Raw genomic sequence first — 24353 nt, forward strand, 5'->3', positions numbered from 1 at the left:
TCCCTTTCAAATCATTCACAGTCTATTCAATTATACCATTTTCTAGGCTTTTTGCCTAATCCAAACAGAAAAGCGACCCTTGAGGGCCGCTTCTATTTGATCTTATTTCACTTCTTGTTTATAGAACTCTTTCAAGGCATCTTGCCAAGTTGGAATAACGAATCCTGTAGCTTTCGCTTTTGCCAAGCTCATCGTGGAGTTCAGTGGGCGTTTTGCCTTAGCTGGAAATTGGCTAGAATCCACTGGCTTCACTTCTACATCCGTATCTTTGAGGATTTCAACTGCAAAGTCATACCAAGTTGTATCTTCTTTCGCATCGTTAGACAAGTGGTAATAACCATATTCCTTACGGTTTTCAGCCAAATAAGTCATAAACTCAGCAAGAGTACGTGTCCAGGTTGGACGACCATGTTGGTCATTAACGACCGTCAAAGTCTTATGAGTCTTGGCAAGGTTTTGCATGGTGAAGACAAAGTTCTTACCGTAGTTCCCGAAAACCCAAGCCGTACGGATGATATAGAAATTGGAAACATGTTTTTCAACCAATTCTTCCCCCATACGTTTGGTACGACCGTACTCTGTTTGAGGATCTGGTTGATCGTCTACTTCCCATTCTTGTCCCACTGGTTTTTTCCCATCAAAAACGTAGTCGGTTGAGATATAAACTAAGGTTGCACCGTGTTTTTCAGACGCTTTTGCTACATTTTCCGTACCCGTCACGTTGATGGCATAGTCCAACTCTTTACCTTCATCTTCCGCAGCATCAACAGCTGTATAGGCAGCACAGTGGTAGACCAAGGTTGGTTTTACTTCCGCAAATACCTCGTCTACTTTCTCTGAATTTGTGATATCCATTTCAGCTACATCAACAGCTACATATTCTTCATTTCGTTCGTCTAACAAATGGCGAAGCTCCGTTCCAAGTTGACCATTTGCACCTGTAATTAAAATCATGTTACGTTCCTTTCAAATGCTTTATCCCTATCATTATAGCAAAAAAAGCAGAAGTTTTCTGCTTTTTACTTGCTTTTCTCTTTGATTACATAGATTGGACGTTTCTTAGTCTCCATGAAAATCTTACCGATATATTTCCCTAAAATCCCAATGGTCAATAATTGGAACCCTCCCAGGAAAAGAATCACTGTCATAAGGGATGGCCAACCTGAAGTAGGATCCCCAAAGACCAAGGTACGGATTACAATCAAAATCATCATGATAAAGGCCAAAATCCAAGATAACAGTCCACCAATAAAGGCAATGTTTAATGGGGCATCCGAGAAATTGACAATCCCTTCAATCGAGTACTTAAAGAGGGACCAAAAATTCCAAGACGTCTCTCCTGCCACTCGCTCAACATTTTTATATTCGAGGTATTCTGTTTCAAATCCTACCCAAGCAAAAATCCCTTTTGAAAAACGATTGTACTCCGATAGTTCAAGGATCGCATCGACCATAGGACGACGCATCAAACGAAAATCACGCGCCCCGTCAACCATTTCTACTTGGCTAATATGATTGATCAATTTATAAAACATCCGTGCAAAGAAAGAGCGAATCGGAGGTTCCCCATCACGGGTTACGCGTCTCGTTCCGACACAGTCTAAATCAGGCTGTTCCTCCAACTTCTGCTTCATTTCGATCAATAACTCCGGTGGATCCTGCAGATCTACATCCATGACCGTCACATATTCACCACTAGCACGCTCAAGTCCAGCGTACAGCGCCGCCTCTTTCCCGAAATTTCGAGAAAAAGAAAGGTAGTGCACATTTGAATCTGTAACATGTAGCTTTCGAAGAACGGATAGTGTACCATCTGAAGAGCCATCATTTATAAAAATATATTCAAACTTTTCTCCCATCTTCATCCGAACACGTTCCATTTCTCGATAAAATAATGGAATCGATTCTTCTTCGTTAAAACATGGGACTACAACTGATATAACCATTCATTGCTCCTATTAACATCTGCTACTAACTTATCAGTAAACTGTATATCTTCTAACTACCCTTTACAATACAGTTTTGCAAACAGTTTTAATAAACCGAGCTTTTCAATCAAGTTCATTGTAAAGATAGCTAGTTTAACCATAAACCTCTCATCTCTAATTTCTCGATTAAAAACAGAAAGAGTGGACTTCATTCCATTTATCCTGATCCAATCATTAATTTCTTTATATTGACGTAAAAACTCTGCACTTGTAGAGTGTCTCCCACCGTCCAATAACCAATAAAGAGTAAATTTTTTTATAAAAAATTTAATTAATTTAGTTTCAGAAAAATCTTTAGGGATAATCGCTGCTATTTTATCAAGTACATTCTTGATATCTAAATTTGGATTAAATCCTTTATTTAATGTATTAGACGCACTATTCTCATTGAAAAACCAATTATATCCACAATATGAGATAGTTCTTATATTTTCAGATTTTGTATATACCGTTAAGCTGAACAACAAGTCCTCAGCCAGCGGAATATCTGGAAAAGAAAGTTCGTGATCTACTAAAAATTTTTTTCTATAGATGCGAGCACATGGTGAAATCGATCTATATTTCGACCATTTATCTTTACCCAATTGGATAGAAAATAGTTGTTTACCATCTTGGTTTACTCTCTGAAGACCACCAATAACTGCATCATCTATCCCACTTGATATTTCATCATAAAACACCTGCAAGTAATCTGGGTTTATATAATCATCACTATCGATAAACATGATGAATTCACCTTTTGCAAGCTTGATACCTTCATTTCTAGTATAGGCTGCACCTTTATTTTCTCGACTCAAAGTTCTAATATTTGGAGAAAATTGTTGGTATTCATTCAATATTTTAAACGAATTATCCTTTGAACCATCATCAATTGCAATAATTTCAAATGATTTAAAACTTTGATTCAAAACGGAATCTATACATCTTTTGAGATATAATTCTGCATTATATACTGGAATAATGACACTAATCTTAGGCGCTTCTTTCACAATCTTATCCTTTATATATTTTAATAGAACCCATAGTTTTGCAAATAATTAAGATATTCAAACTTTTATATTGTTATCAAACCTCGAGAACGCAATCTTTAACCATTCGTATCCTGACTCTTTTTATAAAAACGATTTAAACATTTCGCTAATCCGTTTGGCCAAAAGAGTTTAAACATCATGTAATCTTCCTTTGTTCGAGTATTGTCACTAATGGTATTACTCGTTTCAGAGTCTTCATGAATACGATGGCACATTAATTTTTTTGGAACATATACAAATCTGCCATCAAATTTAGCCAAATGGTACCAGGCAAGCCAATCAAGACTAACTCTCCATTCCTCATCAAATCTAAAGCCCTTAACCAATTCTAAATTATAAGTTACAGCAGGGCAACAAATTGGATTTCCAAAAGCAAGTATCCGATTTCTCCACCACTTAGTTTTAGGGAATAATGAGATTGTTTTTAACATTAATGATTTGATTTTTAGATTTGAAGTCGGTTTAATAACCTCTCCATTTTTTTCTTCAAAATAATCAGAATAAAGAATGATAGCATCTTGATGCTTCTTTATCCTCTCTTGAATTTCCATTAAATAGGTTGGCTCATAATAATCATCTTGATGGGCTATTGTAGCATATTGGGTAGTAACAAAAGATAAAGCATTATTCCAATCTTTCCCAATCCCGCCACCTACAGTTGTATTAAACGGAATGGCATATTTTTGGCAAATACTTTCGATAAATACACTTGGAGTAGAAGTATACAAAATGATATTACTTTTTACGGTTTGGCTTAATAACGAGTTTATACAATCCTCTAAAAAAGGACTATCCCCATAAGCACAGATTACAAATGTATGATCATTCCACTGATTCATATTTTTGAATCTCCTTCCTTCTCATAATTACAAAGACAATCCAACTAGCAATGGTGTAAAACAACATAACAATAACAAAACTAAGCCCTGCTCCAAACAAGCCAAACTCCCTCATCGCTATAGGCGTAAGAATATTCGTCAATAACGCCATTGCGACATAAACATAGAGTAGATAGACTTGTTTCCTCAATATAATTAAAAAATCACCTATGACAGAAGCTATAGAATATAAAAAGCCGGAAAGCACTAAAATAGTAAGTAATAAACTATAATTTGATAAATCAATACCACTTATAATATTCAAAATAGGAATCCCTATCAAATAGGCCAGTATTGATACTACTAGTCCCAAAATCATAAGCAATAATAAAATCTTACGAATCATAGCATTAAATGTATAAAATCTTTTTTCTGACCATTGTTTTGCCAAATCGGTTATTAACGGTCTTAGTGCTAATACAAATAAACTCATAAAGAAAACAGGCATGAATAGAATACTGAAATCCCTTTGAGCACCTTCACGTAATACGCCCTCTACTAGCAATTTATCAATCACTTGTTTTGGATAATTCAATACATATACCAATAAAAAGCCGTTGACAAACAATGGAAGGCAAGTTTTCATGATGCTAATTGATCGCTTAAATGTAGCAGATGAAATCTGATTAAAAGGTATCGTTCTTATTTGTTTGGATTGGATGTAATCACCCCCAAAAACAAAAAGAACATTAAAAAAACATAAACAAATTAAAGAAAAAATTAAAGAATTTGAAAGTAACAAACTAATTAGGAGAATGATTGTGCTTAAACTATAACGAAGCACCATTAATTTCCCTGCAATATCTAAACGTTCATGTTGTTGAAATAATCCTTGGAATAAATCAGAAAAAGCATCACATGAACGATAAATAACTGTTAGGATTATAATTAAAAATAAATCCCCTTTTCCAACATTATTTCCACTAAAAAATAAATACGGAAATAGTGAAACTAACATTAAACAAACTGTAATAACCCTAGTTAGCCAATATTCCAAATACGAGTACGTTTCTTTCAAATCAGTCGCCTGATAATTTCTAACTTGAAAAATACCAATTACAACCCATAGGTTTCCAATTGCATAAGCCAAACTAAAATTATCAGCATCACTTGCGGAAGTATAACGAGAGACAATAATCAAATACAATATTGAGACTGCAGCTGCTGCTATATTTCCTGCAAAATTCCAAAAATAAATACTCCTATTTACTTTATTGTTCATTTTCATTCTCACTTCTTAATAAAGCAATCGTTTGTGACAATTTCTTAATCTGTACTGATTGTTTTGATACAGTACGAGTTAATGAAAAAATTAAAAATATTAATAAAAATGTACTTAATAAAAAAATAAAGTTACTTAGTGTCTGAATACCAAGAAATAAAGATATTGCTCCAATCAAATTAGGAAACCAAATGACTGGCAACGATAGCAAACAAAGAATGAGCCAAGAAATGACATTTCTCAGTTCAACGACTTTCTTTGCAACTAGGCGTAGAATATAAACGATAAAAATAATTACAATAAGGGTTAACCAAATATTTAGCATGTTATTTCTTATATCCTCCACCAATTCTAGCCAATAGCATTGCCATTGTCACTTTGATCATATAGTAAACAGACTTACTGAATGTAATCGATGATTCTCCGTGTTCTCGTTCGTTCATTAATACAGGCACTTCTGCAACGGAATAGCCTGAGGTTAACAGGGACACAATCGTCTCTGGTTCTGGATAATCACTTGGATATTGCTTGGCGAATTCCTCAATTACTTTTCGGTCAGCAACTCGTAAACCAGAAGTTGGATCTGTTACCTTTTGACCGGTTAAAATCTTAATTAATTTTTCAAAAAATGAAATTCCAATCCGTCGCGCGAAGGAGGATTGGAAACCTTGATTTTCAATGAAACGAGAGCCAATCACCATGTTCACATTCTTCTCTTGAAGGACTTGAAGCATCTTTCTGATAAATTCAGGATTATGCTGACCATCTCCATCCACTTGAACAGCATATTGATAGCCATTTTTAACTGCATATTGATAACCAGTCTGGACAGCACCACCAATTCCTAAATTAATCGGTAAATCGATAACATTAAAGTTGTTATTGCGACAAATTTCAAGTGTATGATCTGTAGAACAATCATTGATAATGACATAATCAAATTCAGGTGTATGTTCTTCAATCATCTTGATTGTTTTTTCAATATTTCCACTCTCATTATAAGCAGGAATAATGATCAGTAATTCTGAATTTCTCAATCCTATTGTTTTCCCTTCTAAGCATATCACTTCATTATACAATAATCAGTGCATATTTTCTACTTTATACTGTCCCCTCCCCCTTTTCATGGTATAATAGAGTGAATTGATTACGGGAGGACATCTTATGCTAAGGCTTGGAATTATTGGAACGAGTTGGATTTCACATGAGTTTATAAATGCTGCTCACCAAACGGGTCACTATCACTTGCAGGCTGTCTATTCCAGAAAGATGAAGAAGGCTCAAGATTTTGGTGAGCCTTATGGAGCGATCTCTTGCTATACAGACTTGGTCGATTTCTTAGACAGTGCGCTGGACGTAGTCTACATTGCCAGCCCTAATTCTCTTCACTTCGCTCAGGCCAAGCTTGCTATTTTAGCAAAGAAGCATGTCATCATTGAAAAACCGGCTGTGACGAAGCCTTCTGAATGGAAGGAACTGGTCAAGCTTGCTAAGGAGCACCAGGTCTATCTCTTTGAAGCTGCTAGAAATTACCAAGAAACAGCCTTTCAAGTGGTTAAAGACTTCCTCTCTAATCAGGAAATACTAGGCGCCAACTTTACCTTTGCCAAATATTCTTCCAAGTTGCCTGCTCTTCTAGCAGGTGAGATACCCAATATTTTCTCAGATGTCTATGCAGGTGGGGCCTTGATGGATCTGGGTGTCTACTGCCTCTACCTGGCCATTGGCTTCTTTGGAGCTCCAATCTCGAGCCACTACACCGCTCAGCAATTACCCAATTTGGTTGATCTCTATGGTCAGGGTGTCTTGATTTATCCAGAATTTCAGGTTGCCATTCAGGCGGGGAAAAATATCACCAGCCATTTACCTGCTGAAATCTATACCAAGACTGGAACGCTGACTCTAAATGCTGTAGCAGCTATCAACCAGGCCCAATTTGTCAGCCATGCTGGTGAAGTCATCGATCTTCCTCTCACGCCTTGTAGTCATGTAATGCAAGAAGAGGCAGAAGCCTTTGCCCATGCCATGGCTGGTCAAAAAGAGGCTGCTTATCTCGAATGGTTACAAACGGCTGCTCAGGTCCATGAAACCCTCTACCAGATGCGTCAGAGCGCTGGAATACAATTTAAGGATGAAAAAGAATGAAAGAACAATTTCCACAAAGCTGGAAAGACCAGTTAGAAACACTCCGATTTGATACATTCACTGAAATTCAGGAACAAATCTTCTCCCCTATCTATGAAGGAGAAAATGTCCTCGGGATCAGTCCTACCGGTACTGGTAAGACTCTCGCCTACCTCTTTCCGAGCTTGCTCAAACTCAAACCGAAGAAGGCCCAACAACTCTTGATTTTGGCCCCTAATACAGAATTAGCAGGACAAATTTTTGATGTCACCAAACAATGGGCAGAGCCTCTCGGTCTCCAGACACAACTCTTCCTTTCAGGATCCAGTCAAAAACGGCAAATCGAACGACTCAAAAAAGGACCCGAAATCCTGGTTGGGACGCCTGGTCGGATCTTTGAACTGATCAAGCTGAAAAAGATCAAAATGATGAATGTAGAAACCATCATTTTAGATGAATTCGACCAATTACTGAGCGATTCTCAGTACCACTTCGTCGACAAGATCAGCCACTATGCTCCCCGTGACCACCAATATATCTATATGAGCGCCACAGCCAAGGTCGATCCAGACCAACTAGAGGAAAATACTCTTCGCGTTACGGTTGATGGAGTTTCTTTGGACAATATCCAACATTTTTATATGCAAGTGGATAAGCGGGACAAGGTCGAATTGCTCCGTAAACTCGCCTACGTCGAAGATTTTCGTGGTCTGGCTTTTTTCAACAGCCTGTCTGATCTGGGGAGTGCTGAAGAAAAACTACAATACCGGGGTGTTGAGGCCGTGTCGCTCGCCAGTGATGTCAATGTCAAATACCGCAAGGTCATTCTGGAACGCTTCAAAGACCATCAGCTAACCCTTTTGTTGGCCACCGATTTGGTCGCTCGTGGAATCGATATTGAACATCTTGAGTGTGTGATTAACTACGATATTCCCCGTGATATGGAGACCTATACCCACCGCGCTGGTCGAACAGGTCGAATGGGGCGGGATGGCTATGTGATTACCTTTATCACTCACCCAGAAGAACTCAAATCCTTAAAAAAATACGCTTCTGTACGTGAACTAGTTTTAAAAAATTCAGAACTCTATTTAAATGAATAAGAAAATCCTCTGCTAGTGAATGAACTGCAGAGGATTTTTATATTAATTTCCATTGTAATAAATGCGATGACTTTCAAGTTGGTAATCCAACAATTCATCCACCGTTACAAAGGTATAGCCTTGTGATTTGAGGTAGTCAAGGACGGTCGGTAGAGCGTCAATCGTGGTTTGATGGATATCATGCATGAGGATAATCGAACCCGGTTTGACTTCTTTTTTCACTTCATTGAGAATAGCCGTCGTATTATGTGTCTTCCAATCTAGGCTATCAACATCCCACATGATGAAGGATTGGTCGATACCGTATTGGATAGCGTTATTGATAGCTCCATACGGAGGACGGGTAATCTTGGTCTGCACTCCTGTCGCTTTTTGAATAGCTTCTTGGGTATCCAAGATCTCTTTTTTAGCATTATCCAAGCTCAATTTTGGCAATTGAGGGTGATCCCAAGTATGGTTCCCGATTTGATGACCTTCTTTGCGGACTTGCTTAGCAATATCCGGATTCGCACTGACATTTTTTCCGACCATAAAGAAGGTAGCTTTGGCATTGTATTTCTTTAAGATGGCAAGTGCCTGAGGGGTCGTGGTTGGATCTGGTCCATCATCAAAAGTCAGGGCAATCATCTTACGGTGGCGTTCTTCTATATAGGATTCGTAAGAAGCTAGATCATCAGGAAGCAAGCGCTCTGTATCAATCACGTCATAGAATTTAGACAAGGGAACAGTGAAGGTATCGTCTCCCTTAACCTTAGTTGGAAATGGAATGGTGAAGTTTCCTTTTTCATATTGGAATTCCCATTGGCTCAAATCCAACTCTGAGAAGTGGGCTACCATTTGATCAATGCTTTCCTCATCCAGCTGACGAAAGGCTAGATTTCCCCGTAATTCCTCCAAAAAGATCTGCTTGGCTCCATCTGGATCCGCAAAAACTTGGCTAAGGGTCAGAGGATTGTTCTCATCATCCAAGTAAAAGAGGGGCAGCTTCACCGTCTCATCTTTGATGAATTTCCCTTTTTTGTACTGGTACTCCGCCCGTTTGATTTGGATAGGGTGATAGCCGACAAAAGGCGCTTCTGCTTCTTCACTATGGTAGAAGGTCAAATGCTTTGGTTCTTTGGTTTTTTCATCGGTTCCTAAACGCTGAAGGTCTTCTTGGATCTTCTCTTTAATAATCTCAACAGGCTGTCCATCCTTAGTAGGATAAAAAGCGGTCACATAAGAAGTTCCTAAAATTCCTTCCTGAACTTGAACATCTTTCCCTTTTTCAGAGCTTTTCTCTAATTGGGTGACCTTGGCAAACTGATCCTGATAGGCTTTTTGTTCACGAAGCCTTTGAATCTTTTGATACCCGATATACAAAAGACTCAGAAAAAGGAGATTTATAATGATTAATAAAATAGTTTTCGTGTGTTTGAATCTCATAACTTTATTATAGCAAATTTCTCTCGAAAAAACATTCCTTTTTTGTAAATGGTTTCATAAAAAAGAGGCCGACTGTCGTCGCCGACAACGGCCCTAATTTTTAATCACTCTTATTTTTCGCGAATGACTTCTACCTTATAACCATCTGGATCTACAACAAAATAGTAATTCGGTTGCGTCCCTGGAAGACCTTTTGGTTCCGTCACTTCATAGCCTTTAGCCTTGTGTTCAGCATTCAAACCTTCTAGATCAGGAGTACTCAATGCGACGTGAGCATAGCCGTCTCCGATCACATATGGACCATGATCGTAATTGTAAGTCAATTCTAACTCATAGTCATCTCCAGGCAGGCCTAAGTACACGATAGTAAACTTGTAGTCTGGGAAATCTTTCCGACGTTTTTCTTCAAAACCAAAAGCATCTTGGTAAAAAGCGATTGATTTTTCTAAGTTTTCCACACGAAGGCAAGTGTGCAACATTTTTGAACTCATAGGTTTTCCTCTTTTCTATTTTTAAAAGATTATGAACGATTTTTTTTACGACTTTCCGTCTTAATGGATAATTTCACTTCAAAGATGGTCCCTTTTGGTTTATTATCTTTGACTTGAATGGTCCCTTTAAAGGCTTCTACGATCTGCTTAGCGAGGGATAGTCCCAAGCCAAATCCACCTTTTTGACGGGTTCTGGCCTTGTCGACCCGGTAAAAACGATCAAAAATCCGTTTCTTATCCTCATCTCGAATCCCTGGACCATTATCCAATACTCTCAAAAGAAGATTTTTATCCTTCAACTGGACTTCAAACTGGATCTCGCCATCTTCATCGGTATATTTCAAGGCATTGTCATAGAGAATGGTCATCAATTGCTTGAGGAGTGTCTTGTCAGAACAAATGACTTTGTCCACCTGATTATCTCCTCGGAAGAGTTTGTCATTTTCTTCCGCAATGATCTCAAAATTCGAGAAGGTCTGATCGAAAAAGCTTGGTTCGATATCTTCCATCTCTGGTTTCAAGCCGTCATCTCTTCGGGCAATGTTAAGAAGGTTGGTGGTCAAGAGCTTCATATTTCGAACTTCATCCAAGCTGGATGCAATATTCTCACTCGATTCCATAATGGTCGCTTCAGGCTTTCTAAAAAGCGTTTCGAGGCGATTTTGCAGAACTGCTAAAGGCGTCCGCAACTCATGGGAAGCATTTTCCACGAAAGCCTTTTGCTTTTGCATACTCTCAAGAAGGGGCTTGACGCTGAGACGTGCTAAGAAGAGGCTAGCGAATAAGGAGATTCCCCAGAAGCAGATCATGATGAGGGCGATTTGACTTTCGTGCTCTTCACTGGTCTGCTCTAGTTGACTGATATTGGTCATGACAACCGCATACTTGATGTCACTATCACTTTCATCATCAGATAAACTCAACTCTGCCATATAGGCCCGGTAACTTTCTTTTTTCCCATAGCTGTTTGTAATTTGGAGCTGGGAAACCTTGTTGAGGAGCTTTCGACCAAACGTCACCGTTTTGAAGTTTAAAAACCCATTACCGGTTGTCAAGTTTTCATATTTTTTATTGAGCAAAACAACAGTGGTATTGGATGTGACATCTCCTTTAGGTTCTGATTTATCATGATCTGGGATCATCATCTCATGATCATTATCATCTCCTTTGGTATTTGACTGTCGCTGGTCTCGATAAGCAATCGCTACAAGCGAGTAGGGATCCTGACTGAGAGTCTTGAGATTCTCATCGACCGTTGTATAGAGACTCGAGCGCATGACCTGGATGATTATCAAGGTCATGGCTGAGAATATCAAGGTGAAGAGACCAAAATATCGGATGAAGTAGGAAAAATCATCTTCCCCGACGGTTTTCTTAATCCTTGTTAACATCTTTTAAGATATACCCCACACTGCGCAATGTTTGCAAGCTCTCAACGAAATCAGTACCTTTTAATTTCTTACGAATTTTTGAAACATAGACCTCAACAACAGAGATGGTTGTGTCACTATCAAAGCCCCAAAGACGATCGAAGATCTGTGTCTTTGGAAGGATGACATTTTGGTTTTGAAGGAAGTAGACCAAGAGATCAAATTCCTTCCCAAGAAGTTCCACTTCTTTCCCATCCACATAAGTCGAATTGGTAGATAAATTGACCTTCAAATTGCCATAATTAAGGGTGTTTTCATTGACCTTTCCTGAGCGCTTCAAGAGGGCTTGAATCCGCATCTTGAGCTCTTCTAGGTAGAAAGGCTTGGTGAGGTAATCGTCTGCCCCCAGCTCAAAGCCGTGTCCTTTGTCATCCAGACTTTCTTTGGCTGTCATGATCAAAACAGGGGTTGTCACGCCTTTTTCACGCAATTCTTTCAAGACATGGAAGCCGTCTTTTTCAGGAAGCATCAGGTCCAGCAAAATCAAATCATAGATCCCGCTTTCTGCTTCGTAAAGACCTTCTTCTCCGTCAAAGACCTGCATGACATCCGCAAAATCATCTAAAAAATCAAATACTGAATTTGACAAACCAAGGTCATCTTCGACCAATAGAATTTTAATCATTGTCGTATCCTCTTCTCTTTCGTGAGTGAGTCTTTCTAATCTATTCTTAACCATTATAACACGACTTCCCTTCATTTCCTATAGTTTAGAACTTGGTTTTATGATCAAATTCAGCCTGCCTGAGGAAGGCTAATCCTATGAGTTTGTCGTGTTTTCTTTCTTACTTTGACTATCACTCGTCTTATTTTTATTTTTTGAATTCTTCTTATTGGACTTTTTAGAGGAACCCTGGTTCCCTTCTTGTCCTCCAGATTGGTTCATGCCATTATCTGGACCATTCCCTTGTGGGCCACCATTTTGCTGGTTTCCTTGTGAAGGATTGCTATTTTGACTATTTTGTTGCTGATTGGATCCTTGGTCCTGACCCGTTTGGACCGGTTGAGAAAATTGTTGGTTATTGGAAGATTGAGAGGCGATGACACCGACACCAAAGCCACTTCCAGCACCGACCAACAATCCACCAACTGCTGCCATTCCAATCCACCACTTAGGACTTCGTTTTAGGACAACCATTTTTTCTTTTGCTTCTTGCGTTTCGACAACTTGTTTTGTTTCTTTTTGATTCATCTTTTTACCTTTTATCTTTTTGTACAAGTACTTGTCTTTTAAAATTTAAAGGGAGCTCGATCCTTTAGTAAGGCGATTATACTTCAGGAGTCTTAAGCCTGCCTAAATTTTTACTTAAAAAATCCTAAAAAAAGTGCGGGCTATTGACAGGATGAACCCCTTATTGTAGAATAGTTACCATAAAATAAAAAAGAGGTTAACTGTTATGAAGAAAATCTTTCCCTTAGTTCTCATCTCCATTGGAGTGGCCATGATCTCCGTCCTATCTCAATTCACCATTCCCTTTGGTCCAATTCCTTTGACCCTGCAGACACTCATGATCGGGATCATCGGGACCATCTATAAACCCAGCCATGCCTTTGTCACTGTCTGCCTCTACCTACTTCTAGGCTTCTTAGGTTTTCCAGTATTTGCCGGCGGTGCTGGTGGCGCTTCGCATTTCCTTGGTCCTACTGCTGGTTTCCTCCTCTTCTTCCCATTCCGAGCATGGATCACGTCTCTGTTCACGAGTGCTAAATCCAGCCTTGTCACTATCTTTTTGGCCAATCTCCTCAGTAGTGCTCTCCTCTTTGTGTCAGGAGCTATCGGCTTTATGCTGGTCACGCATACCGATCTCCAAAAAGCATTTACTTTGGTCGTTGCTCCCTTTATCCTTGCCGACCTCATCAAACTGGTCATCATCACTATCACCAGCAAGGCGATTTTTGCCAGCCTCAAACACCACTGGTATTTCAAATAAGATTCAAAGGACGCTAAAAAATCGATACAGAAATTTCTGTATCGATTTTTTTAAATCTATTTTGTCGCAAGGATAGCGGCTTCTACTGCTGCTTTTTCCCGTTGAATCAAATCCACACGCGCTGCGATTTCCTTGATTCCCATGCTGATGTTTCGGCTGATAGCCATATCAGACAATTGTGGTTCAAAGAAGGCTTTGAATTCTGCTAAGCGCTCTGCTGTTTTGAAGGTATTGGCTGGGTAGATGACAAACTTGTCAAAGCTCATGTCTCCGCCAAGGGCTGCTTTGACCCATTCCCAATTTTCACGCGCCCAAGTCCAGGCAGATTCTTGAGTGAACTCATGATGTAAGAAGGTGAAATACCAACTCATTGCTAAGTCTTGTGGTTTCACAACATCCTTGTTCTTCCACTCTGTCAAAATCTTTTCAACTGTGTCTGCATCGGTTGTATAAGCCAGAGCTGTAGACAATTGACGCTTGAAGTTACCATCTGTCGCTTGAGCATAAGTGTTCAAGTACAAATCAGTCAATTCTTTGCTTTCATGGTGTTTGATTTGGTTAATCAAAATTTGCAAACGAATAGCGGCTGGAAGCTTGCTGATATCCTCTGCATGGGCTGCATAGATTTCACTTGCTTTAGCGCTTGCTTTGGCATCGTCTCCCTTGATCATATTTGAAATAACCAATTGACGAACCATTTCATCTTCATCCGCTTCTCCGGCTTTTGGTTCAAAACCAAGGCGTTCAAAGTTGAATTGGTTGAAGGTCACGAGCAACTTCTTATAAGCTGCTTCTACTTCAGTTCCTTCATCCACAAAGAGGCTGAGACCTTGAAGGATTGATGAAACTGCTGATACAACCAAATAAGATCTTTCTTGGGTCAATTTCTCGATGACTGGCAAGAGACTTGCATAAGAGATGACACCACTTTCTGCCAAGAGACGGCGTTCTTGAAGGATTTGTTGCTTGCTCAAGTTATCCAAGGAAGCCATATTGTCTACAATCGCATCCAAGAGCTCTCCTTGGTAATCGGTAATGTAGTGGGCTGTATTTTCCGTATTGAAACGAAGCGGTTCACTATTTTCAGCAGCAAGGGCAGCATAACCTGGGATTTCAAGCGTTTCTGTTTCAAGTGTATCTGGAATACCAGACCAGTTGCTGTTCAATGGCACAACCCATTGACGGCCTTGGTCTTCATGTTCTCCGATGAAGAATTGTTTTTGGCTGATCTTCAAGGTATCATTTTCTACCACTGCTGTAAGGACTGGATAACCAGGTTGTTCCAACCAAGAATCCATGAAGGCTGCTACATCACGACCAGAAGCATCACCTAGGGCATTCCAAAGGTCACGACCGATGGTATTGCCATATTGGTGTTTTTCAAAGTAAGCTTTGAGTCCTTTACGGAAAGCATCATCCCCTAACCAGCGGCGAAGCATATGCATGAGACGGCTTCCCTTCGCATAGACGATGGCTGGGTCAAAAAGAGTATTGATTTCATCAGGGTGTTTGACTTCTACATGGACAGATTGAACCCCATCGGTTGCATCGCGTTTCAAAGCCAATGGAACACCTGTTGTTTGGAAGTCTTCAAAGATATTCCAGCTTGGTTCGATGGCATTGACAGATACATATTCCATCATGTTGGCAAAACTTTCGTTCAACCAGAGGTCATCCCACCACTTCATGGTTACCAGGTTACCAAACCATTGGTGAGCCAATTCGTGAGCGACTACAAGAGCAACTTGTTGACGGCTAACTGCAGTTGAGTTTTCATCTACAAGGAGATAGACTTCACGATAAGTCACCAAGCCCCAGTTTTCCATCGCTCCAGCTGAGAAGTCAGGAAGCGCTACATGGAGGGATTGAGGAATTGGATACTTCACGCCATAATAGTCTTCATAAAATTCGATGACACGTACCGCTACATCAAGAGAAAATTCTAAGTTTTTCAAGGGATGGGCCTTGGTTGAATAGATACCTACGAGAGTGCCATTTTTTGTTTTGGCCGTGATCCCTTGAAGATCTCCGGCAGCAAAGGCAAGGAGGTAAGAAGACATCCGTGGAGTCGTAGCAAATTTCCAAATTCCTGTTTCTTTGCGGTTTTCCACATCGATTTCAGGCATATTTGAAAGGGCAATTTCACCTTCTTCTTGGTCAAATTTCAAAGAAAGATCGAACGTTGCTTTAGCTTCAGGCTCGTCCACACTTGGAAAGGCTTCACGCGCAAAATGGCTCTCAAACTGAGTAGAAAGAACTTCCTTCTTCACGCCATCAATACTGTAGTAAGATGGGTAAATCCCAGTCATATTGTCTGTGATCTTACCAGAATAGGTCAGAGTAACTGTCACTTGACCTGTTCCTTCCAATTCAACATAAACTGCTTCATTGGCATCATCAACCGTAAATGGACGGGCTTGACCGGCTACTTCTACTGTTTCAATGGTCAAATCCTTTTGGTGAAGCGAGATCTTGTCCGCCTTGGCTTGACCCGTGATCACCACACGACCGCTAAAGGTCTTGGTTTTACGACTTAAATCCAAAAACACTTCATAATGTTCTGGAACGAATGTTTCTACAAAATGTGCAACTGCTTGCATAATTTCCTCCTTTAAATGTTTCACGCTTTTCCAATCAAAAGCCCTAATAAAACTATTTTATCACAAAGTTGGGATAAAAGAAAAGACAAGCATGACAATGCCTGTCTGAGATCGAAAAGACTCCATGATCTTACATTTCGATAATTTTACCTGTTTCAAAGTAAACTACCCATTCACAGATATTTTTTGCATAATCTCCGATGCGTTCCAAGAAGTTGATCACTTGGAAATAATCACGACCAGTCACGATGGACTCTGGATTTTTCCGAATTTCTTCTGTTGCTAATTCTTGGATGCTATCGAAGTAATGGTTGATGACTTCATCTCGTGAAGCAACTTCATAGGCCAAATCCACATCGCCTTTGAGGTAAACATCTAGTGTCGCTTCGACAAAATCTTTGACTTCACGGCCCATCTTGCTGATTTCTTCCTCAACAGATTGGATACGGACTTCCCCTTTCATGCGAATCGTTGCCTTGGCAATCGATACTGCGTGGTCCCCCATCCGCTCCAAGTCAGAGACTGCTTTTAAGACGGTCATCACGACGCGAAGGTCTTGTGAAACCGGCTGTTGAAGCGCGATAATCTCAAAAGACTTGCGCTCAAGCTTCACTTCGTATTCGTTGATCTCCGCATCATCTTCGATGACCTGACGGGCCAATTCACGGTCATGGGTCACGAAAGCACGAACCGTACGGTTGATCTGACTCAACACTTCATTTCCCATTGCATAAAACTGGTTATGCAACTTCTCTAAATCTTCTTCAAATTGAACTCGTAACATTTTATTTTCTTCCTATCCAAATTTACCAGAGACATAGTCTTCTGTTTCTTTCTTAGCTGGGTTCAAGAACATTTCATTGGTATCATTGTACTCGATCAAATCCCCATCCAAGAAAAAGGCTGTTTTATCGGAAATCCGACTTGCTTGTTGCATGGAGCGTGTCACCAAGAGCATGGTGTAACGGTCTTTTAGTCCATACAAGGTTTCTTCAATCTTCCCAGCTGAAATCGGGTCTAGCGCAGAAGTTGGCTCATCCAAAAGAATAATCTTTGGACTGGTCGCAAGAACCCGCGCCACACAGACCCGCTGCTGCTGACCACCGGAAAGTCCGATCGCTGAATCATGCAGGCGATCCTTGACTTCATCCCAGATGGAAGCGCGTTTCAAAGAGGTTTCAACTGCTTCATCCAAGACAGACTTGTCCTTGACACCATTAATCATCAATCCATAGGTCACATTATCATAAATGGACATTGGGAATGGATTGGGCTGTTGGAAGACCATTCCGATTTCCTTACGCAATTCGACCGTATCGGTCCGTGGTCCGTAGATATTATGTCCATTGTAGAGGATGGTTCCTGTGGTGGTGACCTCATGGTTGAGGTCGCCCATGCGGTTAATGGCTTTTAAAAGGGTAGATTTCCCTGATCCTGAAGGACCAATCAAGGCTGTAATTTCCTTTGGAGCAAAGTCCAAGGAGACGCTATTTAGAGCCTTCTTTTTATTGTAATAAACCGACAAGTCCTTGACTTGCAAAATTGGTTCTGTCATTCTATTTTCCTTTTTGTTGTCATTTTACTTTATCCAAAGTGACCCGATACATAATCGTTGGTCGATTGCAATTTCGCATTTTGGAAAATATTCGAAGTCTTATCGTACTCGATGAGGTTTCCAAGATAGAAGAAACCAGTATAATCACTAGCACGGGCTGCTTGTTGCATGCTGTGGGTCACGATGACAATGGTATAATTCTTCTTCAACTCAAGCATGGTTTCTTCTAATTGCGCTGTTGCGATCGGATCAAGCGCTGAAGCTGGCTCATCCATGAGTAAGATATCTGGCTTCACAGAGATGGCCCGTGCGATACAAAGTCGTTGCTGTTGGCCACCTGAAAGTGTCAAGGCTGATTTATGAAGGTCATCCTTGACCTGATCCCACAGAGCTGCCTGTTTCAAAGAAGTTTCGACCAATTCGTCCAAGATCTTCTTGTCTTTCACCCCAGCGCGTTCATGCGGGAAGGTGATGTTTTTATAAATCGATTTGGCAAAAGGATTGGGCCGTTGGAAAACCATCCCAATATGCTTACGCATTTCATAAACATTGATATCTGGACGATTGACATCGATTCCTTCATACCAAATTTCACCCGTTACACGCGCAATATCGATGGTATCATTCATCCGGTTCAAACTACGGAGGTAGGTTGATTTCCCAGATCCTGAAGGACCGATCAAGGCTGTAATTTTATTCTTTTCAAACTGCATGTCGACGCCTTTAATGGACTCGTTCGTTCCATAATAGACATGCAAATCTTTGGTCGATAGGACCACCTTTTCTTCAGGAAAAGTAATGATGTGTCTCTCATCCCAATTGTATTTTGACATTTCTTCTCCTTTAAGCAGATGTTAGTTTTTTATGGAGGTAACTTCCGAGTTTGCGCGCTCCAAAGTTAAAGATCAAGATAAAGATTAAAAGAACGGCGGCAGAACCGGCTGAGACTTCGATCGAGTCTGGAATAGTTCCTTCACTGTTGACCTTCCAGATATGGACGGCCAAGGTTTCAGCCTGACGGAAGATCGAAATTGGACTGGTCACACTAAAGATATTCCAGTTTGACCAATCAAGGGCTGGAGCCGACTGACCTGCTGTATAGATCAAGGCTGCAGCTTCCCCAAAGATCCGTCCAGAGGCTAAGACAACCCCAGTGATAATACTTGGAAGAGCTTCTGGAACCACGACATGGATCACAGTTTCCCAGCGAGACAAGCCCAGTGCTAGACCTGCTTCGCGCTGTGTATGGTGAACGTGCTGCAAGCTATCTTCGATATTGCGGGTCATCTGTGGCAGGTTAAAGACGGTCAAGGCCAAGGCCCCTGAAATGATCGAAAATCCATATTTGAACTGGACAACGAAGACCAGGTAACCAAAGAGACCTACAACGACAGATGGCAAAGAAGACAAGATCTCAATACAGGTACGAACCAAATTGGTCAAACGACCTTTTTTAGCGTACTCAGAGAGGTAAATCCCAGCCCCAAGAGAAAGTGGGAAGGAAATCACCAAGGTAATGACCAAGAGGAAGAAGGAATTATACAATTGAATTCCGATCCCTCCTCCTGCTTGGTAAGAAGAAGATTTCCCAGTCAAGAAGTGCCAAGATACATGGGGCAAGCCACGGACCAAGATATAAAGGATCAATGAGGCAAGAATCGCAACGATGACCCCTGAAATAGCATACAGCACTCCTGTTGCAATTTTATCCATTCGTTTAGCGTGCATAGTTCTTCTTACCTCTTTCTTTCGTAATCAGTTTAATCACACTGTTAAAGGCAAGACTCATGAGGAGCAATACCAAGGCGAGTGACCAAAGAACATTGTTATTGACCGTACCCATGACGGTATTTCCGATTCCCATGGTCAAAATAGAGGTGAGGGTGGAAGCTGGTGTTGTAAGCGAGGTTGGCACCACTGCAGAGTTTCCGACCACCATCTGGATAGCCAAGGCTTCCCCAAAGGCACGCGCCATTCCAAAGACGACCGCTGTAAAGATTCCAGAGCGAGCTGCCTTGAGCGTGACATGCCAAATGGTTTGCCAGCGGGTCGCTCCCATGGCCATACTAGCTTCCCGGTAATGACGGGGTACAGCTCGGAGGCTATCGGTCGTCATAAAGGTAACAGTTGGCAGGATCATAACAAAGAGGACAAAGACCCCTGAGAGAATCCCAAAACCAGTCCCTCCAAAGATACTACGCGTAAATGGGACGACCACTTGAAGACCAATGAATCCATAAACAACGGAAGGAATTCCCACCAAAAGCTCAATCGCTGGTTGCAAGAAACGAGCTCCTTTGGGGGAGACTTCTGTCATGAAAACAGCTGCACCAATGGCAAACGGCGTTGCCAAGAGGGCAGAAAGCAAGGTTACAATAAAGGAACCTAGAATCATGGGTAGGGCTCCGAATTCCTTTGCAGCAGGATTCCAAGTACTCCCAAATAGAAAACTAAAGATATTGACTTTATTGACAAAGAAAGTCGATAAACCTTTTTGGGCCACGAAAATCAAAATCATGGCAACGACGACAACAATCAAACTCATACATAAAAAAGTAATGGTTTTCCCAAATTTTTCTAGGCGGGAGTTTTTTGATTTCGTCAGCATTTTTTTTGCTACTTCGTTCATTTTTTACCTAATTCTTTTATTTTTTTGACACATTCCCTTTTAAATCACGGGTTACTTTCATGTCATTGATCGGGATATAACCCATCTTGCCAACAACTTTTTGCTGAACCTCATCGGTCATCATGTAGTCAATGAATTTTTTAGACAACTCATTAGGTTTTCCCTTAGTATACATGTGTTCGTAGGACCAGATTGGCCAGTTATTGTTGACGACATTAGCTTTAGTTGGTTGATAGCCATTGAGCTTCATGGTTTTGACACTACTATCTAAGTAGGTAAAGGCTAGATAAGAGATGGCTCCTGGCGTTTGAGAAACGATGTTTTTCACCATTCCATTAGAGTCTTGCTCTTGGGCCTGCTTGGGTTGTTTGCCATCCATGATGATCGTATCAAAGATAGCTCGGCTACCAGAACCAACTGCACGGTTCACAATCGTGATTTCAAGATCTGGACCTCCCAATTGCTTCCAGTTGGTATATTCACCCGTAAAGATCTTTCGCAATTGCTCCGTTGTCAAATTGTCGATTGAGATATTTTTATTGGCAATGATGGCTGTTCCTGCTACGGCTACCTGATGGTCGACCAGACTAGAGGCATCGATCCCAGATTTTTCCTCTGCAAAGAGGTCACTATTTCCGATGTCCACAGCGCCTGATTGAACTTGTGAAAGTCCTGTACCAGAACCTCCTCCTTGTACATTTACAATCTTACCAGGATGTTCTTCAATGTAGCGATCTACTACTCCTTCAACCAAGGGTTGTAAGGCAGTCGATCCGACAGCAGTGATGGATTCTCCGCGATTGATCCAAGAAGCACAAGCAGATAAACTTCCTGCTAATGCGATCGTCGCTAGTCCTAGGATCAGCTTTTTAGACTTTTTCAAATCATGTCTCCTTGATATTTCACTATTTCACTTATGATTTTGACAAGTTTTTTCAAAAAAACCTGTACTCCCACTATATCATAGAACGAGTTCTTTGCCCAGCATTTTACCTAAAACGAAGCCCCTTTGGATAGAAATTTTTCAGGGTCTGTCCGGTCACTTTGGCAAAGCCCAAACCATTGCCTTCGACAAGGACCTGGTACCATCCATTTGGATGCGTTTCCTTCAATTGAACCGTCTCTCCCGCCACATAATGAACAAAGTCTTCAGGCGTGATCGAAACGGTCTCTTTTACCTCACTCGGTTTCAGAGCAAGGCCCAAGGCAAAACTAGGTTCAAATCGATTTTTCTTGAAGGTCCCTAGGTGCAAACCATTTCGGGCGATTTTTACTTTTCGCAAATCTGGTAAATCAAGCGGAACCAAGTAGAGTTCGTCACCAAAGGTTTCGAGGACACCTTCTAGAGTGATCTTCAAGTGTTTCTTAGAAAACTCCTGCCACCATTTCTTTTGCTCCGCAGATAATTGGTCCTTTTTGGAAGGGATTTTGGCAGGACGATTCTCTCCTAGATAACGGAACTTAGCAACAAATTGTCCCTCCCCTTTAAAGAGATGAGGATACATGCGCGCCGTTTCTGGATGGTCAATGCCTTCTGCCATACCATTGATCTTCTCGATCGTTTCCAATTCTAGATCAAAATTATCTAAGAGCCAGGATACGATCTCTTCATTTTCCTCAGGAGCCCAGGTACAGGTTGAATAAACCAAGGAACCACCTGGAACCAACATCTTGAGAGCATCCTCTAGAATTTCTCTTTGAAGAAGACTACACTCTCGAGGATAATCGATGGACCAATAGTCCATGGCATCTGGTTGCTTACGGAACATCCCCTCACCTGAACACGGGGCGTCTAGTACAATCAGATCAAAAAAGCCTGAGAAAACTTTGGCCAGACGATCGGCAGACTCATTGGTCACCAGCACATTTCGCGCACCAAAGCGTTCTACATTCTCTACAAGAATTTTCGAACGACCCTTGTGGATTTCATTGGAGACCAAGAGTCCTTGATTGTCCAAATAAGACAAAAGTTGCGTCGTCTTACCACCAGGTGCTGCGGCTAAGTCTAGAACCTTCATCCCAGGATTTGGCTGGGCGACTTGGGCCACTATCTGAGCTGCTGGTTCTTGTGAATAGACCAAGCCCGTCGCGTGTTCGATGGATTTCCCTGAGACCTTTCCATAATGGCCCCAAGGAGTATTGGGAATCGAATCATCAAATATTTTTTGTGCTTCTTTCAAAGGATTGGTGCGAAAGGCTGCTACTGCTTCTTGATCAAAGGTCGCAAAAAAAGCAGCAGCATCCTCACCTAGAAGATGCTGGTATTTTTCTTTAAAACCATGGGGAAAATTCATTTAACTTCTCCCTTTCTTAAGATAGGTTTGAATCTCTGTTAACTTCACCTTTGGAACCATCATAATGGGTTCCACTGACTGGTAATTAGGTTTATCTCCATTTAGATTTAAAACGGTATAGCCCAACTGTTCCCCCATGATCGCAGCTGCGGCATAATCCCAAGGCCAGATATAGCTAAAATAAGCTAGAATCCCACCTGAGAGAATTTTTGAAAAACTAATACCGGCACTGCCATAGACCCGAATGCCAAGAGAGTCCATACCAAGATCGGCCATGCCCCAGTCATTTTTCTCAAGCATGCCGACATTTGAAGCAATCAAAAGGTTTTCCAGAGGTTGGTCCACAAAGGGCGTCAGTTCAACCTCATTGCGATAAACAGGGAATTCTCCACCCCCGTAAAAAAGGTGATCCCGCATCACATCGTAGATCAGGCCAAACTGACCAATTCCGTCTTCAAAATAGGCCACCATCACCGCAAAATCTTCCTTTTGGGTCACAAAATTATTGGTCCCATCAATAGGATCAATCACCCAAACGGAACCTTCTGAAATTGGGGAACGAAGGCCATTTTCCTCCGCAAAAATCCGATCTTCTGGGTAGCGATGTTTGATTTTTTCAACCAAATCCTTTTGAACCTGTTGGTCCATCTGGGTGACTAAATCTGTCGGCCCAGTTTTTTTTGAGATCATCAAGTCATCATGGAGATGAAGACGCAAATAGTCTCCAGACTCTAAAACGATTTGTTTGGCAAACTCTAACTTATTCTTCAAGAGAAAACCATCCTTCCTCTTTTTGCTTTGCAGCCTGGGTCGCACGATAGAGAGAATAACCGCTCACTTCTTCGAACTCCCGTCCGAGACGCTTTTCTTCTCCGATACTAGGTACGACCTTCTTAAAAGCGCGGTAGGCTTCCATGTATTCTTTGGCCTCTACCTTACTTTCATAGGCTTCTTCAACTTTATTGAAAAAAGAAAGCACTGAAGCAAGCTCTTCAGTGCTCCACGATAAGTCCAGTGGGTAACTATAATATTTTTGCATTCGACATACTTCTTAGTTTATTTCTGCTCTTAGAGTGGCAGAGCGTAACTCTTGTTTGCGATAACTCCGTGGCAAGAAGGCCCGAATTTCATCTTCGTTAAAGCCAATCTGCATACGTTTGTTATCTAAAATAATCGGTCTCCGCAAGAGACTTGGATTTTCCTCAATCAGACGGATCAAGGCTGAGATGGATAAATCTTCAACATCAACATCCAATTTTTGAAAAATCTTTGAACGAGTTGAAATAATGTCGTCTGTTCCGTTTTCGGTCAAGGCCAATATACTTGTCAACTCCTGTTTGCTCAAAGGACTTGTCATAATATTGTGTTCTTTAAATGGAACATCGTGCTTTTTTAACCAAGCCCGAGCTTTTCGACATGATGTACAACTCGGTGATAAAAATAATGTAATCATGTGTTTCACTTCTTTTTTATATATAACTATCTGACTCTATTATACAAAAAAAATAGGTGCTTGAAAAGCGCTTTTTTGATTTCTCGACGATTTTTCTGAATTTCAGTGGAAAAAAGAAATCCCTTTCATTTTCCCCAAGAAGAAGCCCGAAAAAAGAGAGTGGGACAGAAATCGGTAATTCGTTAGAATTCGATTTCGT

General features: G+C 40.9%; 26 protein-coding genes. 3 read left to right on the forward strand and 23 right to left on the reverse strand.

Annotated elements, in window-relative coordinates:
* Positions 1–102: 102 nt before the first annotated feature.
* From rfbD to ADG03_RS06055, 7 genes are all read right to left on the reverse strand, one after another.
* Complete coding sequence (gene rfbD / locus ADG03_RS06025) at positions 103–954, reverse strand: dTDP-4-dehydrorhamnose reductase (protein ID WP_049472001.1); 852 nt, start codon at positions 952–954, stop codon at positions 103–105.
* A 65-nt stretch (positions 955–1019) separates the two neighbouring features.
* Complete coding sequence (locus ADG03_RS06030) at positions 1020–1946, reverse strand: glycosyltransferase family 2 protein (protein ID WP_049472002.1); 927 nt, start codon at positions 1944–1946, stop codon at positions 1020–1022.
* A gap of 56 nt (positions 1947–2002) precedes the next feature.
* Positions 2003–2977, reverse strand: a complete 975-nt coding sequence (locus ADG03_RS06035; RefSeq protein ID WP_239667173.1) for a glycosyltransferase family 2 protein — start codon at positions 2975–2977, stop codon at positions 2003–2005.
* Between the two features lie 98 nt (positions 2978–3075).
* A complete protein-coding gene (locus tag ADG03_RS06040; protein WP_049472004.1) occupies positions 3076–3858 on the reverse strand; it encodes a glycosyltransferase family 2 protein in 783 nt (260 codons plus the stop codon).
* Entirely contained in the window at positions 3842–5119 is a 1278-nt protein-coding gene (locus ADG03_RS06045; RefSeq protein WP_065426856.1) for a lipopolysaccharide biosynthesis protein, read from the reverse strand. Before ADG03_RS06045 ends, ADG03_RS06040 begins: the two co-directional genes overlap by 17 nt.
* A complete protein-coding gene (locus ADG03_RS06050) occupies positions 5109–5444 on the reverse strand; it encodes a DUF2304 domain-containing protein (RefSeq protein WP_049472006.1) in 336 nt (111 codons plus the stop codon). The genes ADG03_RS06045 and ADG03_RS06050 overlap by 11 nt, the downstream gene beginning before the upstream one ends.
* Before the next feature lies 1 nt (position 5445).
* On the reverse strand, positions 5446–6156 hold the full coding sequence (locus tag ADG03_RS06055) for a glycosyltransferase family 2 protein (protein WP_049472007.1): 711 nt from the start codon (positions 6154–6156) through the stop codon (positions 5446–5448).
* A 127-nt stretch (positions 6157–6283) separates the two neighbouring features.
* Here ADG03_RS06055 and ADG03_RS06060 point away from each other — a divergent pair, with 127 nt between their 5' ends.
* Together ADG03_RS06060 and ADG03_RS06065 are read left to right on the forward strand one after the other, a co-directional pair.
* Entirely contained in the window at positions 6284–7264 is a 981-nt protein-coding gene (locus ADG03_RS06060; protein WP_049472008.1) for a Gfo/Idh/MocA family protein, read from the forward strand.
* A complete protein-coding gene (locus tag ADG03_RS06065; protein ID WP_049472009.1) occupies positions 7261–8346 on the forward strand; it encodes a DEAD/DEAH box helicase in 1086 nt (361 codons plus the stop codon). The genes ADG03_RS06060 and ADG03_RS06065 overlap by 4 nt, the downstream gene beginning before the upstream one ends.
* A gap of 42 nt (positions 8347–8388) precedes the next feature.
* Here ADG03_RS06065 and ADG03_RS06070 read toward each other — a convergent pair whose 3' ends face one another.
* The 5 genes from ADG03_RS06070 to ADG03_RS06090 all read right to left on the reverse strand — a co-directional run bounded on the left by ADG03_RS06070 (position 8389) and on the right by ADG03_RS06090 (position 12884).
* Positions 8389–9771, reverse strand: a complete 1383-nt coding sequence (locus tag ADG03_RS06070; protein ID WP_049472010.1) for a polysaccharide deacetylase family protein — start codon at positions 9769–9771, stop codon at positions 8389–8391.
* A 110-nt stretch (positions 9772–9881) separates the two neighbouring features.
* The gene (gene gloA, locus ADG03_RS06075) at positions 9882–10262 is read right to left on the reverse strand and encodes a lactoylglutathione lyase (RefSeq protein WP_023917784.1); all 381 of its coding nucleotides are present in this window, start codon (positions 10260–10262) and stop codon (positions 9882–9884) included.
* A 29-nt stretch (positions 10263–10291) separates the two neighbouring features.
* Positions 10292–11653 (reverse strand): sensor histidine kinase, encoded by a 1362-nt coding sequence (locus ADG03_RS06080; protein WP_049472011.1) that lies wholly within the window; start codon positions 11651–11653, stop codon positions 10292–10294.
* Positions 11637–12317 carry a response regulator transcription factor gene (locus ADG03_RS06085; RefSeq protein ID WP_049472012.1) on the reverse strand — a complete coding sequence of 227 codons (681 nt, stop codon included), beginning with the start codon at positions 12315–12317 and terminating at the stop codon, positions 11637–11639. Before ADG03_RS06085 ends, ADG03_RS06080 begins: the two co-directional genes overlap by 17 nt.
* Positions 12318–12452: 135 nt before the next feature.
* Positions 12453–12884 (reverse strand): hypothetical protein, encoded by a 432-nt coding sequence (locus ADG03_RS06090; protein ID WP_049472013.1) that lies wholly within the window; start codon positions 12882–12884, stop codon positions 12453–12455.
* Positions 12885–13089: 205 nt separating this feature from the next.
* Between ADG03_RS06090 and ADG03_RS06095 the strand changes: the two genes are divergently transcribed.
* The gene (locus ADG03_RS06095; RefSeq protein ID WP_003006609.1) at positions 13090–13623 is read left to right on the forward strand and encodes a biotin transporter BioY; all 534 of its coding nucleotides are present in this window, start codon (positions 13090–13092) and stop codon (positions 13621–13623) included.
* A 56-nt stretch (positions 13624–13679) separates the two neighbouring features.
* Here the strand turns inward: ADG03_RS06095 and ADG03_RS06100 are convergent, their stop codons facing one another.
* From ADG03_RS06100 to ADG03_RS06150, 11 genes are all read right to left on the reverse strand, one after another.
* Positions 13680–16223 (reverse strand): M1 family metallopeptidase, encoded by a 2544-nt coding sequence (locus tag ADG03_RS06100; RefSeq protein ID WP_049472014.1) that lies wholly within the window; start codon positions 16221–16223, stop codon positions 13680–13682.
* Between the two features lie 130 nt (positions 16224–16353).
* Positions 16354–17007, reverse strand: coding sequence for a phosphate signaling complex protein PhoU (gene phoU, locus ADG03_RS06105; protein WP_003006603.1), 654 nt, complete (start codon positions 17005–17007; stop codon positions 16354–16356).
* A gap of 12 nt (positions 17008–17019) precedes the next feature.
* Positions 17020–17778 carry a phosphate ABC transporter ATP-binding protein PstB gene (gene pstB, locus ADG03_RS06110; RefSeq protein ID WP_049472015.1) on the reverse strand — a complete coding sequence of 253 codons (759 nt, stop codon included), beginning with the start codon at positions 17776–17778 and terminating at the stop codon, positions 17020–17022.
* A 29-nt stretch (positions 17779–17807) separates the two neighbouring features.
* Positions 17808–18611, reverse strand: a complete 804-nt coding sequence (gene pstB, locus ADG03_RS06115; protein WP_003011874.1) for a phosphate ABC transporter ATP-binding protein PstB — start codon at positions 18609–18611, stop codon at positions 17808–17810.
* Between the two features lie 10 nt (positions 18612–18621).
* The gene (gene pstA, locus ADG03_RS06120) at positions 18622–19506 is read right to left on the reverse strand and encodes a phosphate ABC transporter permease PstA (RefSeq protein WP_049472016.1); all 885 of its coding nucleotides are present in this window, start codon (positions 19504–19506) and stop codon (positions 18622–18624) included.
* Positions 19496–20407 (reverse strand): phosphate ABC transporter permease subunit PstC, encoded by a 912-nt coding sequence (pstC, locus tag ADG03_RS06125; RefSeq protein WP_049472017.1) that lies wholly within the window; start codon positions 20405–20407, stop codon positions 19496–19498. The genes pstA and pstC overlap by 11 nt, the downstream gene beginning before the upstream one ends.
* 16 nt (positions 20408–20423) lie before the next feature.
* On the reverse strand, positions 20424–21290 hold the full coding sequence (locus tag ADG03_RS06130; protein ID WP_049472018.1) for a phosphate ABC transporter substrate-binding protein PstS family protein: 867 nt from the start codon (positions 21288–21290) through the stop codon (positions 20424–20426).
* 106 nt (positions 21291–21396) lie between these two features.
* Positions 21397–22701, reverse strand: a complete 1305-nt coding sequence (locus tag ADG03_RS06135) for an RsmF rRNA methyltransferase first C-terminal domain-containing protein (protein WP_049472019.1) — start codon at positions 22699–22701, stop codon at positions 21397–21399.
* Positions 22702–23472 carry an inositol monophosphatase family protein gene (locus ADG03_RS06140; protein ID WP_049472020.1) on the reverse strand — a complete coding sequence of 257 codons (771 nt, stop codon included), beginning with the start codon at positions 23470–23472 and terminating at the stop codon, positions 22702–22704.
* Positions 23462–23740, reverse strand: coding sequence for a UPF0223 family protein (locus ADG03_RS06145; RefSeq protein ID WP_049472021.1), 279 nt, complete (start codon positions 23738–23740; stop codon positions 23462–23464). The genes ADG03_RS06140 and ADG03_RS06145 overlap by 11 nt, the downstream gene beginning before the upstream one ends.
* A 12-nt stretch (positions 23741–23752) precedes the next feature.
* Entirely contained in the window at positions 23753–24154 is a 402-nt protein-coding gene (locus tag ADG03_RS06150) for a Spx/MgsR family RNA polymerase-binding regulatory protein (protein WP_021152971.1), read from the reverse strand.
* Between the last annotated feature and the right edge of the window lie 199 nt (positions 24155–24353).

Source organism: Streptococcus parasanguinis (assembly GCF_001069785.1).
Classification (GTDB): domain Bacteria; phylum Bacillota; class Bacilli; order Lactobacillales; family Streptococcaceae; genus Streptococcus; species Streptococcus parasanguinis_T.